The 15,209-nt window shown below is 59.3% G+C and carries 23 protein-coding genes; 20 read left to right on the top strand and 3 right to left on the bottom strand.

The annotated features are described in order from the left end of the window. Positions 1-75 precede the first annotated feature (75 nt). The 20 genes from rplN (at position 76) to ACGHU1_RS12180 (ending at position 12,411) form a co-directional block, all read left to right on the top strand. Positions 76-444, top strand: coding sequence for a 50S ribosomal protein L14 (gene rplN / locus ACGHU1_RS12275; protein ID WP_010411138.1), 369 nt, complete (start codon positions 76-78; stop codon positions 442-444). A gap of 1 nt (position 445) precedes the next feature. Continuing rightward, a complete protein-coding gene (gene rplX, locus ACGHU1_RS12270) occupies positions 446-766 on the top strand; it encodes a 50S ribosomal protein L24 (protein ID WP_390587302.1) in 321 nt (106 codons plus the stop codon). Continuing rightward, a complete protein-coding gene (gene rplE / locus ACGHU1_RS12265) occupies positions 759-1,340 on the top strand; it encodes a 50S ribosomal protein L5 (protein ID WP_390587300.1) in 582 nt (193 codons plus the stop codon). The genes rplX and rplE overlap by 8 nt, the downstream gene beginning before the upstream one ends. A gap of 43 nt (positions 1,341-1,383) precedes the next feature. Continuing rightward, positions 1,384-1,689, top strand: a complete 306-nt coding sequence (gene rpsN / locus ACGHU1_RS12260; protein ID WP_390587406.1) for a 30S ribosomal protein S14 — start codon at positions 1,384-1,386, stop codon at positions 1,687-1,689. A gap of 11 nt (positions 1,690-1,700) precedes the next feature. Next, entirely contained in the window at positions 1,701-2,096 is a 396-nt protein-coding gene (gene rpsH, locus ACGHU1_RS12255; RefSeq protein WP_390587298.1) for a 30S ribosomal protein S8, read from the top strand. Beyond that, the gene (gene rplF, locus ACGHU1_RS12250) at positions 2,096-2,629 is read left to right on the top strand and encodes a 50S ribosomal protein L6 (RefSeq protein ID WP_390587297.1); all 534 of its coding nucleotides are present in this window, start codon (positions 2,096-2,098) and stop codon (positions 2,627-2,629) included. Before rpsH ends, rplF begins: the two co-directional genes overlap by 1 nt. 1 nt (position 2,630) lies before the next feature. Next, positions 2,631-2,975 carry a 50S ribosomal protein L18 gene (gene rplR / locus ACGHU1_RS12245; protein WP_390587296.1) on the top strand — a complete coding sequence of 115 codons (345 nt, stop codon included), beginning with the start codon at positions 2,631-2,633 and terminating at the stop codon, positions 2,973-2,975. Beyond that, entirely contained in the window at positions 2,975-3,805 is an 831-nt protein-coding gene (rpsE, locus tag ACGHU1_RS12240) for a 30S ribosomal protein S5 (protein ID WP_390587294.1), read from the top strand. The genes rplR and rpsE overlap by 1 nt, the downstream gene beginning before the upstream one ends. 5 nt (positions 3,806-3,810) lie before the next feature. Beyond that, positions 3,811-3,996: a 50S ribosomal protein L30 gene (rpmD, locus tag ACGHU1_RS12235; protein ID WP_152434960.1), complete on the top strand. Its 186-nt coding sequence runs from the start codon at positions 3,811-3,813 to the stop codon at positions 3,994-3,996. Between the two features lie 73 nt (positions 3,997-4,069). Further along, complete coding sequence (gene rplO / locus ACGHU1_RS12230; RefSeq protein WP_390587293.1) at positions 4,070-4,594, top strand: 50S ribosomal protein L15; 525 nt, start codon at positions 4,070-4,072, stop codon at positions 4,592-4,594. 105 nt (positions 4,595-4,699) lie between these two features. Continuing rightward, positions 4,700-6,064: a preprotein translocase subunit SecY gene (gene secY / locus ACGHU1_RS12225; RefSeq protein ID WP_390587291.1), complete on the top strand. Its 1,365-nt coding sequence runs from the start codon at positions 4,700-4,702 to the stop codon at positions 6,062-6,064. Positions 6,065-6,129: 65 nt separating this feature from the next. After that, positions 6,130-6,774, top strand: coding sequence for an adenylate kinase (locus tag ACGHU1_RS12220; protein ID WP_390587289.1), 645 nt, complete (start codon positions 6,130-6,132; stop codon positions 6,772-6,774). Between the two features lie 59 nt (positions 6,775-6,833). Continuing rightward, on the top strand, positions 6,834-7,541 hold the full coding sequence (locus tag ACGHU1_RS12215; protein ID WP_390587288.1) for an SRPBCC family protein: 708 nt from the start codon (positions 6,834-6,836) through the stop codon (positions 7,539-7,541). Positions 7,542-7,910: 369 nt separating this feature from the next. Then, positions 7,911-8,279 carry a 30S ribosomal protein S13 gene (gene rpsM, locus ACGHU1_RS12210; RefSeq protein WP_390587287.1) on the top strand — a complete coding sequence of 123 codons (369 nt, stop codon included), beginning with the start codon at positions 7,911-7,913 and terminating at the stop codon, positions 8,277-8,279. 59 nt (positions 8,280-8,338) lie between these two features. Further along, positions 8,339-8,731, top strand: a complete 393-nt coding sequence (gene rpsK / locus ACGHU1_RS12205; RefSeq protein ID WP_218317287.1) for a 30S ribosomal protein S11 — start codon at positions 8,339-8,341, stop codon at positions 8,729-8,731. Between the two features lie 134 nt (positions 8,732-8,865). Then, entirely contained in the window at positions 8,866-9,921 is a 1,056-nt protein-coding gene (locus ACGHU1_RS12200; protein ID WP_390587285.1) for a DNA-directed RNA polymerase subunit alpha, read from the top strand. 6 nt (positions 9,922-9,927) lie between these two features. Then, entirely contained in the window at positions 9,928-10,122 is a 195-nt protein-coding gene (locus tag ACGHU1_RS12195) for a hypothetical protein (RefSeq protein ID WP_390587283.1), read from the top strand. Between the two features lie 92 nt (positions 10,123-10,214). Further along, complete coding sequence (rplQ, locus tag ACGHU1_RS12190) at positions 10,215-10,637, top strand: 50S ribosomal protein L17 (protein WP_390587282.1); 423 nt, start codon at positions 10,215-10,217, stop codon at positions 10,635-10,637. A gap of 262 nt (positions 10,638-10,899) precedes the next feature. Further along, positions 10,900-11,439, top strand: coding sequence for a hypothetical protein (locus tag ACGHU1_RS12185; protein ID WP_390587280.1), 540 nt, complete (start codon positions 10,900-10,902; stop codon positions 11,437-11,439). A 156-nt stretch (positions 11,440-11,595) separates the two neighbouring features. Then, on the top strand, positions 11,596-12,411 hold the full coding sequence (locus tag ACGHU1_RS12180) for a hypothetical protein (RefSeq protein ID WP_390587278.1): 816 nt from the start codon (positions 11,596-11,598) through the stop codon (positions 12,409-12,411). On the opposite strand, the gene ACGHU1_RS12175 is transcribed toward ACGHU1_RS12180, so the two are convergent. The 3 genes from ACGHU1_RS12175 to ACGHU1_RS12165 are packed head-to-tail and all read right to left on the bottom strand — an operon-like array spanning position 12,408 to position 15,179. After that, positions 12,408-13,127, bottom strand: a complete 720-nt coding sequence (locus tag ACGHU1_RS12175; RefSeq protein WP_390587276.1) for a trimeric intracellular cation channel family protein — start codon at positions 13,125-13,127, stop codon at positions 12,408-12,410. The two genes, ACGHU1_RS12180 and ACGHU1_RS12175, sit on opposite strands and share 4 nt — an antisense overlap. Beyond that, positions 13,124-13,804 carry a PepSY domain-containing protein gene (locus ACGHU1_RS12170; protein WP_390587275.1) on the bottom strand — a complete coding sequence of 227 codons (681 nt, stop codon included), beginning with the start codon at positions 13,802-13,804 and terminating at the stop codon, positions 13,124-13,126. Before ACGHU1_RS12170 ends, ACGHU1_RS12175 begins: the two co-directional genes overlap by 4 nt. Before the next feature lie 16 nt (positions 13,805-13,820). Then, entirely contained in the window at positions 13,821-15,179 is a 1,359-nt protein-coding gene (locus tag ACGHU1_RS12165) for an amidase family protein (RefSeq protein WP_390587273.1), read from the bottom strand. Positions 15,180-15,209 lie beyond the last annotated feature (30 nt).

Below are 15,209 nucleotides of genomic sequence, written 5' to 3'. Positions count from 1 at the left end.
CGTAGGAACTCCCGGGCGGGCTGTTTGCCTTAGGCCAGCAGCAAGTCCCGGAAAGCCAAGAGAAGGAACGGATCAATGATCCAGATGCAATCCAATCTCGACGTCGCGGACAACAGCGGCGCAAAGCGCGTCCAGTGCATTAAAGTGCTGGGCGGGTCTAAGCGCCGGTTTGCCTCCGTTGGCGACGTGATCGTGGTTTCCGTCAAGGAAGCCCAACCGCGCGCAAAGGTCAAAAAAGGCGACGTACACCGCGCCGTGATCGTTCGCACCAAGAAGGACGTTCGTCGTCCCGATGGCAGCGTGATCCGCTTTGACAGCAACGCAGCGGTCCTCGTGAACAAGAGCGAAGAGCCAATTGGCACGCGTATCTTTGGCCCGGTCGTGCGCGAACTGCGCGGCCGCGGTTTCATGAAGATCATCTCGCTCGCGCCGGAGGTGCTCTAAAATGGGTGCTGCAAAGATCAAGAAGGGCGACAACGTCGTCGTGCTTTCGGGCAAGGATAAGGGCCGCACCGGCACTGTCCAACAGGTCATGCCGAAAGACGGCAAGATCGTAGTCGAAGGCATCAACGTCGTCGCACGTCACCGTAAGCCGAGCCAGCAGAACCCGCAGGGCGGGATCGACCGGTTCCCGGCACCTATGAACATCTCGAAGGTGGCTGTTGCCGACCCAAAAGATGGCTCGCCCACCCGCGTCCGTTTCGAAGAGAAGGATGGCAAGAAGGTGCGCGTTGCAGTCAAGAGTGGGGAGACTATCGATGGTTGATTACACTCCGCGCATGAAGTCGCAGTATGACGAGAAAATCGTCAAAGCGATGACCGAGAAGTTCGGCTACAAGAACCGTCTCGAAGTTCCGCGTCTCGAAAAGATCACGCTCAACATGGGTGTGGGCGAAGCGAGCCAGGACAAGAAGAAGGTCCAGATCGCAGCCGAGGAAATGGCTCTGATCGCTGGTCAGAAGCCGGTTATCACCAAGGCGAAAAAGTCGATCGCACAGTTTAAGCTGCGCGAAGGCATGCCGATCGGTTGCAAGGTTACCCTGCGCCGTGAGCGCATGTACGAATTTGTCGACCGGCTCGTGACTATTGCAATGCCTCGCATCCGTGACTTCAGGGGTCTGAACCCCAAGTCGTTCGATGGTCGCGGCAATTATGCAATGGGTCTCAAGGAACAGATCGTGTTCCCCGAGATCAGCTACGACAAGATCGAAAAAGTTCGCGGCATGGACATTATTGTGACCACCACGGCGAACACCGATGAAGAGGCGCGCGAATTGCTCCGTCTCTTCGGCTTCCCCTTCCAGGGCGATGCCAACAGTGAACAGAAGGAAGCGGCGTGAGCCGTTTCCCGGTACAAACGACAAGCAAGAGAGCTTAAGTCCAATGGCGAAACTGAGTTCCGTTAACAAAAACGAGCGTCGCAAGAAGCTCGTCAAGCAGTACGCAGCGAAATACGAAAAGCTTAAGGCAATCGCGAATGACGAAAGCCTTGATGAGAGCGAGCGTTTGATCGCGCGCCTCAAGATGGCTGAGATACCGCGTAATGCGAACCCTACCCGAGTGCGCAATCGCTGCGCCACCACCGGCCGCCCGCGCGGCTATTACCGCAAGTTCGGTATCAACCGTATCGAACTTCGTAACCTCGGCAATAAAGGTCTGATCCCAGGCCTGACAAAGTCGAGCTGGTGAGGATCTGACGAATGGCTATGACCGATCCACTGGGTGACATGCTCACCCGTATCCGCAACGGACAGCAGGCTAAGAAGGATTCCGTCCTTTCGCCAGCTTCCAAACTGCGTGCAAACGTGCTCGAAGTTCTGACGCGCGAAGGCTACATCCGTGGCTACAGCGAAGACGAAACCGGCAAGCACCCTGCGCTGCGGATCGAACTGAAATATTTCGAAGGCGAACCTGCGATCAAGCATGTTAGCCGCATCTCCAAGCCGGGCCGCCGCGTCTATTCGGGTTCGAAAGAACTTCCGATCGTTCGCAACGGCCTTGGCATCACCATCGTCTCGACCCCTCGCGGCGTGCTTTCGGACAACGAAGCGCGTGAAGGCAATGTCGGCGGCGAAGTGCTTGCGGAGGTCTTCTGATGAGCCGCATTGGTAAAAAAGCGGTCGCGATCCCCAATGGGGTTACGGCCAATATCGACAACGGCACGCTTAGTGTGAAGGGGCCGAAAGGCACCCTGACCATGGGTCTTTCCGATCTTATCGATTATAAAATCGAGGGCGACGAGATTCAGGTCAACCCGGCCAATGATAGCAAGCAGGCGCGGTCCTTCTGGGGCATGCAGCGCACGCTGGTTTCAAACCTGGTCGAAGGTGTCACCGATGGCTTTTCCAAGACGCTGGAAATTTCCGGTGTTGGTTACCGTGCAAAGGCGCAGGGCAAGACCCTGAAGCTGGAGCTGGGTTTCAGCCACGATGTCGATCTCGAGGTGCCTGAAGGTATCGAAGTCAAAACGCCCGATCAGACCACAGTCGAAATCTCCGGCACTGACAAGCAGGCCGTAGGCCAGTTTGCCGCCGAGATCCGTCGTTGGCGCAAGCCCGAGCCTTACAAGGGCAAGGGTATCAAGTATCGCGGCGAGTATGTCTTCCGCAAGGAAGGGAAGAAGAAGTAAGATGGCAAAGCTCTCTCTCTTTGAACGTCGCCGCCGCCGCGTCCGCACCGCTTTGCGTGCGCGCTCGGGTGACAAGCCGCGTCTGTCCGTGCACCGCACTGGCCGCCACATCTATGCGCAGATCATCAACGATGCCGAAGGCCGCACTGTGGCCGCCGCATCAACCCTTGGCGCGAAAGCGTCGGGTGCGAATATCAATGCCGCCTCCAAGGTGGGCAAGGATATCGCGGATGCTGCGAAGAAGGCCGGCGTGACAACCGTTGTGTTTGATCGCGGCGGGTTCCTGTTTCATGGCCGCGTTAAGGCGCTGGCCGATGCCGCTCGTGAAGGCGGGCTGGAGTTCTGATGATGGCTGACGACAAGAAAACTGAAGCACCCGCTGAAGAAGCGAAGACCGAAGAAGCAGCGCCTGCTGTGGAAGCGATCACCGAAACGCCTTCCGAAGCTGCCGACAACCAGTCGACTGCTGCTGAGCCTACCGCTCAACCGACAACTGCACCTGCTGCTGCACCGGCTGAAGAGCCCAGGCACCAAGGCCGGGGCGGACGCGGTCGCGGTGGCAACGACAATCGCGGCGGCGGTGGCCGAGGCCGCGGGCGCGGCGGACGTGATGGTGGCCGTGGCCGCCGCGAGGAAGAAGATGATGGCATCATCGAAAAGCTCGTTCACATCAACCGCGTCTCCAAGACGGTGAAGGGTGGTAAGCGTTTTGGCTTTGCTGCGCTCGTCGTTGTTGGCGATGGCCAGGGCCGTGTCGGCTTTGGCAAGGGTAAGGCCCGCGAAGTTCCCGAGGCGATTACCAAGGCAACAGCTGCGGCTCGCAAGAAGATGATCCGCGTTGCGCTGAAAGAAGGCCGCACGCTGCACCACGACGCAAATGGTCGTTTCGGTGCCGGCAAAGTGACCGTTCGTACAGCGCCTCCGGGTACCGGCATCATTGCCGGTGGTCCGATGCGTGCCGTTTTCGAAAGCCTCGGCGTTGCCGACGTTGTGACCAAGTCGGTCGGTTCGTCCAACCCGTACAACATGATCCGCGCCACTTTCGACGCGCTCGTCAACCAGACTTCACCAAAGTCGGTTGCCCAGCGCCGTGGTAAGAAAGTCGCTGACCTTCTGGGTCGCGGCGGCGCTGACAAGGCCGAGGCAGAAGCCGACGCCGCAGCAATCGCGGAGTAAGATCAATGGCTGCCAAGAAAACAGTGAAGATCAAACAGATCGGTTCGCCGATCCGTCGTCCAGAAAGCCAGCGCAAGATCCTGATCGGTCTTGGGCTGAACAAGATGCACAAGGTTGTGGAGCGTCAGGATACCCCTGAGGTTCGCGGCGCGATCGCAAAGATCCCGCATCTTGTCGAAGTGGTCGACTAGAAAAATTTGGAAGCCCCGCCCAGTGCGGGGTTTCTTTCCTATCAGCGCGAACAAAAGCGAAAGCGAGTGCAACATGAAACTCAATGACATCCGTGACAATGAAGGCGCCCGTAAAGGTCGCATGCGCGTGGGCCGTGGTATCGGCTCGGGCAAAGGCAAGACCTCGGGTCGTGGTCAGAAGGGCCAGAAGAGCCGTTCCGGCGTAGCGATCAAGGGCTTTGAAGGCGGCCAGATGCCGCTTCACATGCGCCTGCCAAAGCGCGGCTTCAACAACCCGTTCGGCAAGGATTATGCCGAAGTGAACATCGGTATGGTCCAGAAATGGATTGATGATAAAAAGATCGACGGCAAGAAAGACATCACTGAAGATGCTCTGCGCGCATCCGGTCTGGTTCGCGGCGGCAAGGACGGTGTCCGTCTGCTCGGCAAGGGCGAAATCAAAGCCAAGGTCAAATTCGTCGTAACCGGCGCGACCAAGGGTGCAGTTGCAGCCGTCGAGAAGGCTGGAGGCAGCGTCGAGGTGACCGCTCCGACCAACCTTGAAGTCAAGGCTGCGAAGGCCGAGGCCAAGGAAGCCAAGGCTGCTGGCAAGAAATAATACGACAAAAGCGAGGGCGGGGGGTTCGACAACGGGCCTCCCGCTCCCTATTTATCCGTTCTGAGCCGGGACGGGCCGGTGCAAGACCAGGATTGATCAAATACAATGGCATCACGCGCCGATAACATCGCGAGCAACATGAACCTTGGCAATTTTGCCAAAGCGACAGAGTTGCGCCAGCGCATCTGGTTCACCATCGGTGCGCTAATCGTTTTCCGTTTCCTGAGCTATGTGCCGCTGCCGGGTGTAAACCCATCGGCGCTGCAAGACTTGGCCGATCTGGGCCGGGGCGGAGTGCTGGACATGTTCAACATGTTCTCTGGCGGCAGCCTTGAGCGGATGAGCCTCATCGCGCTTGGCGTCATGCCCTATATTACGGCGTCGATTGTCGTGCAGATGGCCTCGGCACTGCACCCGACGCTCGCCGCGCTCAAGAAAGAGGGTGCGACGGGCCGGCAAAAGCTGAACCAGTATACCCGGTATGGCACGGTTTTCCTGTGCGCGATTCAGGGTTATTTTCTAGCAGTCGGACTTGAAAGTTTTGCCGGGCAGGAAGGCATCGCTGCTGTGGTCGAGCCGGGATACATGTTCCGCATCGGCGCAGTGATCAGCCTCATCGGCGGAACGATGTTCCTGCTGTGGCTGGGCGAGCAGATCACCTCGCGCGGGATCGGCAACGGCGTTTCGCTGATCATCATGGCCGGTATTGTTGCGCAGTTCCCAACCTTTGCGGCGAACCTGTTTGAGGGCGGCCGCACCGGATCGATCAGCCCTGCGATCATCATCGGGTTCATCATCATGGTGGTCGTGCTGATCCTGCTGATCTCTTATGTCGAGCGGGCGCAGCGTCGTTTGCTGGTGAAGTATCCGAAGCGCGCGACGCAAAATGGCATGATGCAGCAGGACAATTCCTACCTTCCGCTCAAGCTTAACACTGCCGGCGTTATTCCGCCGATCTTTGCCAGCTCGCTGCTGTTGCTGCCGCTAACTATTTCACAGTTCGCCGGTAACTCAGTCGATACGGACAGCACTTTCGGCGGTGTGATCGTGACGCTGAACCAGTATCTGGCGCATGGGCAGCCGATCTACATGACGCTGTATGGCCTCGGAATTATCTTTTTCACGTTCTTCTACACGGCGGTTGTCTTCAATCCTGAAGAGCGTGCGGACGACCTGAAAAAAGGCGGCGGGTTCATCCCAGGTATCCGTCCGGGCAAGCGTACTGCTGACTATCTCGAATATGTCCTGACCCGGATCACGGTCGTCGGCGCGATCTACCTCACGCTTGTCTGTGTCATCCCGGAATACATGATCGCACAAACCGGCATTCCGCTGTTTCTCGGCGGGACCAGCCTGCTGATCGTCGTTAACGTGACGGTCGACACGCTAAGCCAGATCCAGTCGCACCTGTTGGCGCACCAGTATGGCGATCTCATCAAGAAGGCTAAGTTGAAAGGCCGCATGCGATAACGCATGAACGGGGCAGACTGTATGAACGCGCAGGGGAGAGCCTGCGCCAAAATAGGGGTTCGTCGGTGAACATCATTCTTCTTGGCCCTCCCGGGGCGGGCAAGGGTACGCAAAGCGCAGGCCTGGTCGAACGGCACGGCATGTTGCAGCTATCCACTGGCGATATGCTTCGTGCAGCCGTGAAAGCAGAAACGCCTGTCGGCGTGAAAGCAAAAGCGGTCATGGATCGCGGAGAACTTGTCTCGGATGAAATCGTGTCTGAGTTGATCGACGCGAACCTCGCGGCAATGGACGCAGGCACAGGTGCGATTTTTGATGGGTATCCACGAACAGAGGCCCAGGCAGTCGATCTCGACGCGATCCTCGCCAAGCATGGCCGCACGCTCGACCATGTGATTGAGCTGGAAGTGAATGAAGACGCCCTGGTCGAACGGATCACCGGCCGTTTCTCGTGTGCCAAATGCGGCGCGCTTTATCACGACACAGCCAATCCACCGGCGAAAGAGGGCGTGTGCGACAGCTGCGGATCAACCGAGTTCAAGCGCAGGCCCGACGATAACGAGGAAACCGTGCGCACGCGCATGCAGGAATATCGTGCCAAGACCGCGCCGATTCTGCCCGGCTATGAAGCGCGCAGCATCGTAACCCGCGTTGATGGCATGGCCGGGATTGAAGACGTCGCGGCAGCAATCGACGGCATCCTTTCGTAAATCGGCTTTCGCTCGGAGCGCCAATCGCTTAGACCCCGCCTCCCAAAGGAGATCGGGTTATGCGTCATTCCATCATTGCTTTTGCCTGCGCCATCTCTGCGGCGGCTTCACCGGTGTCGGCTGAGGTGACCGAGCAGGGCGATGCCGGCTTTGTCACCCGTGATGAGGCGACGGTATCGGCCACTCCGAAACAGGTGTGGTTGGCGCTAATCTCACCCTCCGATTGGTGGAACGGGTCGCACACCTGGTCAGGCGATGCCGCCAATCTCACCCTCACGCCGCAGGCGGGAGGATGCTTTTGCGAACGCATCCCTGAAACCGACGATGGTGAGCAATTTACACTCGAAGGCAGCGTTGAGCATATGCGCGTCATTCAGGCCTATCCTGAATCGGCACTGCGGATGACAGGTGCGCTTGGTCCGCTGCAGAGCGAGCCTGTGAGCGGCATCCTTACGATTGCGATCAGCGCCGTCGATGAAGGCACGCGGATCGTTTGGGAATACAATGTCGGCGGCAAGATGCGTTACGATGTGCCGGTGATTTCCAAAGCGGTCGACGGTGTCATGACGGAGCAGCTGAATGGGCTCGCCGACATGCTTGGACGGATTGACGAGCCGAGCGACGCGGACGGTGAGGCAGAGAGCGAACCTGACGAAGAACCGGCGGAAGATACCGAAGAGGCCGCAGAAAACGACGATGCGGGGGAGGATACACCCCCGGCACCAAGCGTCGATGATGCTTTCGGCGATCTCAGCGACGAAGATTGATGGGGGCAGGCCAGCAGTTTGGCTATACACAGTTCCGGTTTTGACGCGCGCGCAGACACCCGATATTGAGTGGCTTGTAAACGAATTTGCCGGGACCATATCGGTCCTTGGTTGATTATGCGCGTGCGAGTGGTTGACTGTCTTGCAGAATCACCCTAAGCGCGCCCTTCATTCGACACGCCAAAATTGTACCCGGCGAATCACGTCCGGCAGGCAACGCCATTCAGCGCATGCCATCCGGACTTTTGCTATTTCAGGTTTTCGTACCTGATATCAGCAGGTTGGGGCGGCGGCGTGCAGGTGTTTGAGCGTTGAGATGGAGGCAGCGGCACGCCGTGTCGCAAACCTCTGTGGAGCATGGAGAATTAAGTGGCTCGTATTGCCGGGGTAAACATCCCCACAAATAAGCGTGTTATTATCGCGCTTACCTATATTCACGGAATTGGCCGCACCACGGCCGTTCGTATTGTTGACAAGCTTGGCATTGATCATTCCGCACGTGTGCAGGACCTGACTGATGAGGAAGTCCTGCGTGTCCGTGAAACCATCGATGAAGATTATTCGGTCGAGGGCGATCTTCGCCGTAGCACCGCAATGAACATCAAACGTTTGATGGACCTTCGCACGTATCGCGGCCTGCGTCACCGTAACGGCCTGCCCGTTCGCGGACAGCGCACGCACACCAACGCCCGCACCCGCAAGGGCAAGGCCAAGCCGATCGCCGGGAAGAAGAAGTAAGCTGAAGGTTTCGACCTAACGCTTTTCCCTTCACCCGCATTCAATAAGGAATACGAGAAATGGCACGCGAACCGGGCGGTAAAGTAAGACGCCGCGACAGGAAAAACATCACGAGCGGCGTTGCGCACATCAACGCCAGCTTCAACAACACCATGATCACCATCACCGATGCACAGGGCAATGCGATCAGCTGGTCCAGCGCCGGTAGCATGGGGTTCAAGGGCAGCCGTAAATCGACACCGTATGCAGCGCAGGTTGCTGCCGACGATGCCGGTAAGAAGGCCGCCGAACACGGTGTTCGCACTCTCGAAGTCGAAGTGAAAGGTCCGGGTTCGGGCCGTGAGAGCGCGCTGCGCGGTCTCGCCGCTGTAGGCTTCAACATCACGTCGATTCGCGATGTGACGCCGATCCCGCACAACGGGGTCCGTCCATCGAAGCGGCGCAGGGTCTAATCCATAGGCGTCTGATCCAAAGCTTTCCGGCAGCTGTTCTGGTTGCCGAGACCTGTATGGACCGGACGCGCTTTAAACGGCGCTCCGGTCCGCACACATTTCAAACCCGCTGCAAAGCGAATTAGGGGAAATCCATGTCCGTCAATACGAAGAACTGGCAGGAACTCAAGAAACCCAACACCCTCGATATCAAGGATAACGGTGACAAAGCGCGCAAGGCGACTTTCGTGGCCGAACCGCTTGAGCGTGGCTTTGGCCTGACGCTCGGCAATGCCCTGCGCCGCGTGCTTCTCAGCTCGCTTCAGGGTGCTGCGATCACTTCGATCAAGATCGAGAACGTGCTCCATGAATTCTCTTCGCTCGCCGGTGTGCGCGAAGACGTGACCGACATGGTCCTGAACGTGAAGCAGATCGCGCTCAAGATGGAAGGTGAGGGGCCAAAGCGCCTTCAGCTTTCCGTGACCGGGCCTGCCACCGTCAAGGCTGGCGACATTGCCGTTTCCGGCGACATCGAAGTGATGAACAAGGACCTCGTCCTGTGTCACCTCGATGAAGGCGCGACGCTGAACATGGAACTGACTGCCGACATCGGCAAAGGCTATTCGCCGGCGGTCAACAATCGTCCGGCCGATGCGCCAATTGGTCTGATCCCGGTCGACAGCCTGTATTCGCCTGTCCGCCAGGTGAGCTACAAGGTCGAGAATGCGCGTGTGGGCCAGGAACTGGACTACGACAAGCTTTCGCTGACCGTCGAAACCGATGGCACTGTCACTCCTGAAGACGCCGTGGCCTATGCTGCGCGTATCCTACAGGATCAGCTGACGCTGTTCGTCCACTTCGAAGACGGCATCCCGCAGCCGCAGTCGGCCATGATCGGTCAGGCAGCGACACCGCAGGAAGACGACGCCAACCAGCTCAACCGTTACCTTCTCAAGAAGGTCGACGAACTGGAGCTTTCGGTGCGTTCGGCAAACTGCCTCAAGAACGACAACATCATTTATATCGGCGATCTGGTCCAGAAGACCGAAGCCGAGATGCTGCGTACGCCGAACTTCGGCCGCAAGTCGCTCAACGAGATCAAGGAAGTGCTCTCCAGCATGGGTCTGCGCCTCGGCATGGACATTCCGGGCTGGCCGCCAGAGAACATCGAAGAAATGGCCAAGAAGCTCGAACAAGAGCTGCTTGGGTAACAATTCGTGCTAAGGCTTCTGAGGCAGGAGATCGGGGAGGGCCAAGTTAGCGCGTTACTTCGATTTCGCGATGACGAGTATGGCCGACCGGTCAAGATCGTTGCAGCCGATGAGCTCGGTATTGCCTACTTCCAAGGCGATGGCGGCATTACATTTATCAGATGGATCGACATAAAATCGATCGAACTGGTGAAAGACTGATTTGGCCAAGGCGGCGGGCCACTGGGATCTCCAGAAACCGTCGCCAGTACCGGGCTACCTGATACGGGCCCCTTACAAACGAAGGAAATACAATGCGTCACGGAATTTCACAGCGTAAGCTGTCGCGTAAATCGGGCCACCGTAAGGCCCTGTTTCGCAACATGGCTGCCGCTCTCATCAAGCACGAGCAGATCCACACCACGCTTCCCAAGGCGAAGGAACTGCGTCCATATGTCGAAAAGCTGGTCACGCTGGCAAAGCGCGGCGGTCTTTCGAACCGCCGCCTTGCTCAGGCGCGCCTGCTCGACGAAACCCAGCTTAAGAAGCTGTTCGACGTACTGGCCGAGCGTTACAGCGACCGTGATGGCGGCTACACCCGCATCACTAAAGCTGGCTATCGTGGCAGCGATTCCGCACAGATGGCCATCATCGAATTCGTCGAGCGCGACGAAGAAGCCAAAGGTCAGGACAGCGGACCGGTCATGAACGAAGAACAAGAATACGCAGAAGCGTAAGGATCTCTTCAACCAATCAGCAAAGGGCTGGCGGAGCGATCCGCTGGCCCTTTTTGCTTTGGTCAGGGGCGCGGCGATACCGAGACCACGGCGCGGGACTGGAATTTACGATCTGCGACCCCATGTTACAGTTGTTCATAATAAAGTGGCTTTACCTGAACATTCGCTGCAAGAGCTCTTCAGGCTCGAGGCAGGGCGAATCGTCCATAAGGGGTTTGTAGCCGGCGCAGGACCGCCCCGGCCAACCCGAGGATAAGACCCAATGACGAATCTGAAAAAGACCCTCGCCAAAGGCACGCTCGGGACTGTCGCGGCTGGCGCGATGGCCCTGGCGACTTCTTCCCCTGCAATGGCCGATGATCGCCGTGATCGCGGTATCGATGCAGGTGATGTGATTGCCGGCGCTGTCATCATCGGCGGTATCGCGGCACTTGCTGGCGCGTTCGACAATGACAAGGATCGCTATGCCGATCGCCGCTATCGCAATGGTTACGATGATAGCCGCTACAAAAGCCGCGTCCGCTACAATCGCGGCTTCGACAATGGCCGTAACGCCGTAGAGCGCTGTGTTCGCGCAGCCGAGAACCAGGCGCGCCGTTTCGGAGGTTTTCGCTATGCCGACGTGACCGAGATCCGCGATGTTGACCGGACCCGCCACGGGTTCCGCGTAAAGGGCCGGATCGAAGTTCAGGGCGCGCGCGGATACAATGCCCGCAATTACGACCGGGGCCGGTTCACCTGCTATCTTGATGGCCGCGGGCGTCCGCAGGTCGATTTCAAGAACATCCGGGGCCTGCGTTGATCCCTACTGTATCTCTGACGGGGCGGCCACACGGTCGCACCGTTCCCATCTTGTGCAATCAAGCGGTTCAGGCGACGGTAAGCCTGGGCCGCTTATGCGCGTTCCATCACAGGGCGGTTGGTGGGCGCTCGCTTTGCTAAACAGGAGGGAGCATCCATGCTTTCCAAGAGCCGTATCGGCGCGATGACGGGCTTCGTCGCAGCCATTTCCATGACCGCCACACCCGCCGCCGCCGCTGACCTGCCGGTCGCGCAGCCGCTGGGCAGCTCAATTTTCACCGATTTCGGCCATAGTGCCTATGATGGCGAGCTGGCGACAGCCGAGTGGGGCCGCTGGGGCCGCCGTGGCTGGCGAAGAGGCGGTTGGCGCCGCCATCGCGGGGTTCGCACGGGCGATGTTCTGGCAGGCGTGCTGATCCTTGGCGGGATCGCTGCCGTGGCCAGCGCAGCGAACAAGAATCGCCGCGACCGCGATGTCGTCATCGTAGAGCGCGACCGCAATTATGATCGCGATTACGACCGCCGTGACCGGAACACCGATCGCCGCAGCACCGCAGGCTCCGGCCTCGACAATGCCGTTGACCAGTGTGTCCGTGAGATCGAGCGCGATGTTCGCGTTGATACAGTCGACGGGGTGGACCGCACCGCACAGGGCTGGCGCGTTACCGGCGCGCTGTTCAACGGCAGCGGTTTTACCTGCCAGATCGATAATGATGGCCGGATTGCCGACATTGATTATGGCAGCTTCCGCGGATCATCCTATCAGCCGGGCGACACTGTGCGCGCACGCGGCGACGACATTCAGTGGAGCGATGCGCGTTACGCCCAGGCGCGTCAGGCGCAAGCAGACGTTTCATATACCGCGCCAGAGACGGTTGCGACCGCATCCGATGGGCCGCAGCCTGCCTATCCCGGCGGACCGCTGCCGGGCGAAAGCTTCGATGAGGAAACGGACGCGGAAATCGGCGGCTAACTGCCGTGATTGACCGGGGGAGGGGGCGATGATGCGTCGTCCCCCGCCTCGTTCAAATCTGGCCCGTCTAGATCCGCTCTGGCGTAGCTCGGCAGGCTCAACTGCCATTGAATAGCTGCACCGCGCAGCGCTAGGCCGGCCAGAAACGCCGCTCCCCAAACCCAGCCTGTGGCAATGCCATCCAGAGCGGGGATAAGGTTGACCGCAACCATTCCGCCAACCGTCAGCGATGAACTGAGCGCGGCTGCGGTCACATACAGTTCCGGCTGCATGATGATTGAGGGCCGGCCTGCAACCACATCGCGGATAATCCCGCCAACGCAGCCGGTGATGATCCCCATCAATATCGCTGGCACCGGCGGAATTCCGTAAGCCAGCGCCTTTGCCGCGCCCAGCACAGCATAAGCGGCGAGGCCCGCTCCATCTGCAAAATCGAACAGCTTTCCCTGCCAGATGCGCACGGGCGTAAACCACGCGATCAGCGCAGTGGAAAGACATACGGCTGCCACCCAGTGATCGGTGATCCAGAACACCGGCGCATCGATCAAAAGATCGCGCACGGTCCCTCCGCCGACACCCGTGACGAGCGCAAAGAACGCCATCGTCACAAATGTCTGACGCTCTTTTGCGGCGATAACAGCGCCTGAAAGCGCGAAAATCGCGATGCCAATTACATCGAGGATGTCGAGGATTGGGGTAAGGACGGCTTCGTTCATGACGCTGCCCGCGGCCTTGCCCTGCGCCGGCGAAACATCAGGATTGATCCGAACAGGGATCCGATCAGGGCTAGCGCGGCAAACAGGATGAGTATCGGGTGGCTCGTGTCCTCCCGGTCGGAAAGGTCCATGATATGCAGCCCCCACATAAGATCAAACCAGCGCCACCAGCTCGTGCGCACTGCCTCAATCTCTCCGGTGTCGCGCCCGACATAGATATGTGCGCCGTCCTCCAGTGCGACCTGCCAGACCGGCATGGGGCGGCGGAAGTCAAAAGGCACGTCATCGGCTTCGAAAAAGGTGACGGAGCGAACGTCCTGGCCGCCGACAATCCGAGCCGCAGCCAATTCGCGCGCGTCTTCGGCGGTCAATGGGTCGATACGGCCACCCGTTGCGATATCGACGCGGTTTGTGCTGCCGTCCATCCCGGTGAGGATAGCGACCGCACGCCCATCCTGCATGACCGCGCGCATCTCGGCGATCTGCATTTCCTCGGTCGCGAGATTGCTGCCTTCGATTACTAGCGGATCAGGCTCCTGCTCCACCCGCAAATGATTGCCGCGCACCTCATCTATCGGCTTGGCGACCATGAACAGGCCGGTGGCGGTCCACATGACGATGGGCACACCGACCAGCCAGCCCAGCCAGATATGCCATTTGGCGAGTTTGCGCATCATTGAACGGACGCCTTCGTTAGCTGTGGAGGATGGTGGCCATGGTTTCGGCGGCCGCGATGCAATCCAGATCGCTCCAGCGCGGACCGATGACCTGCATCCCGCATGGCAGAACCGCGCCTTCATACGTGCCTTGTCCGATGGGCAATACGGTTGAGGGCAGGTTGGGGAAGGTCGCGAGGCCCGCCCACGTCAGGGCCGATCCTGCGCGCATATCCTCGCCATTGACGCGCACCGTGCCGCGAAACACCGACTTGTCGAGATGCGGGATCGCCAGCACCGGCGCGGGCGGAGCGATGACAAAATCGTAACGCTCAAACAATTTGGCCCACGCGAATTCACTGGCGGCCTGTGCATCCAGCAAGTCGAACCAGTCGGTAGCTGACGCACGTTTGCCATCGCGAGCAGGCGCACCCCGCGCCATGGCAATGTTCATCATGCGCAGGTAATCGCTGTGCTGCCGGGCTAGGTCGGGGAGCGGATCGCTCGTGCGTTCGATCGTCACGCCCCCACTTTCGAGCCGTGCAATCGCAGCCTCGGTCGGCTCTGCGACGCTGGCATCTATGGGGCTGCCGGGAAATTCCATTACGGCAAGTATACGGCAATCGCGCAGCCGTTTTTCGGTCCGGCGCAGCGGCACCATTGCGCCGATCTGCGTCAGCAACGCCAGATCGGCAGCATTGCGCGCCATTGGTCCGGCGATGGAAAGCACGCCGTCATGGGCGGCGACAAATCCTTCGCGCCGTGCCATTTGCGGGTGATCGTGCCCGCGCTTGCTCACCAGCCCCCACGTGGTTTTATGCCCCCAAATGCCGGAGAAATGCGCCGGCACCCGGACTGATCCGCCAATGTCCGTGCCAAATTCGCACGGCACCATGCCGCTGGCGACAGCTGCTGCGCCGCCGCCGGATGACCCGCCCGGTGAACGGTCCGCATTGTGCGGATTGGTGGTTCGGCCATAGACAGGGTTGAAGCTTTGCCAGTCTTGCAGATCCACCGGCACATTCGTCTTGCCGATAATAATCGCGCCTGCCGATTTCAGGCGGCTGACAAGCTCCGCATCGCGCGGCGCGATGTAATCCGTCAGGCGTTCATGGCCCCAGCATGATTGCAGCCCTTCGACGTCAAAGCTTTCCTTGACCGTCATGGGCACACCGTAAAGCGGCTGGTCGGGGCCGGGCGCATGCCGCTCCATTTCGCGTGCTGTTTCATAAGCCCGATCGAAATCGGGAACGGCCAGCGCGTTGATCTCGGCATCCAGTTTGCTGATACGGACGATCGCCGCATCGACGGCCTCATGCGGGCTTAACCGTCCTGCGCGGATCGCAGCGGCTGTTTCCAGCGCGCCGGGTTTGTCGGTCAGTTGCGGGTATGCCAAGTTGAATTTCCTCCGATGCACAGGCCCGGC

This window comes from Erythrobacter sp. MTPC3, assembly GCF_042854385.1.
Taxonomy (GTDB): domain Bacteria; phylum Pseudomonadota; class Alphaproteobacteria; order Sphingomonadales; family Sphingomonadaceae; genus Erythrobacter.
This window is presented reverse-complemented; position numbering and strand designations above follow the sequence as displayed.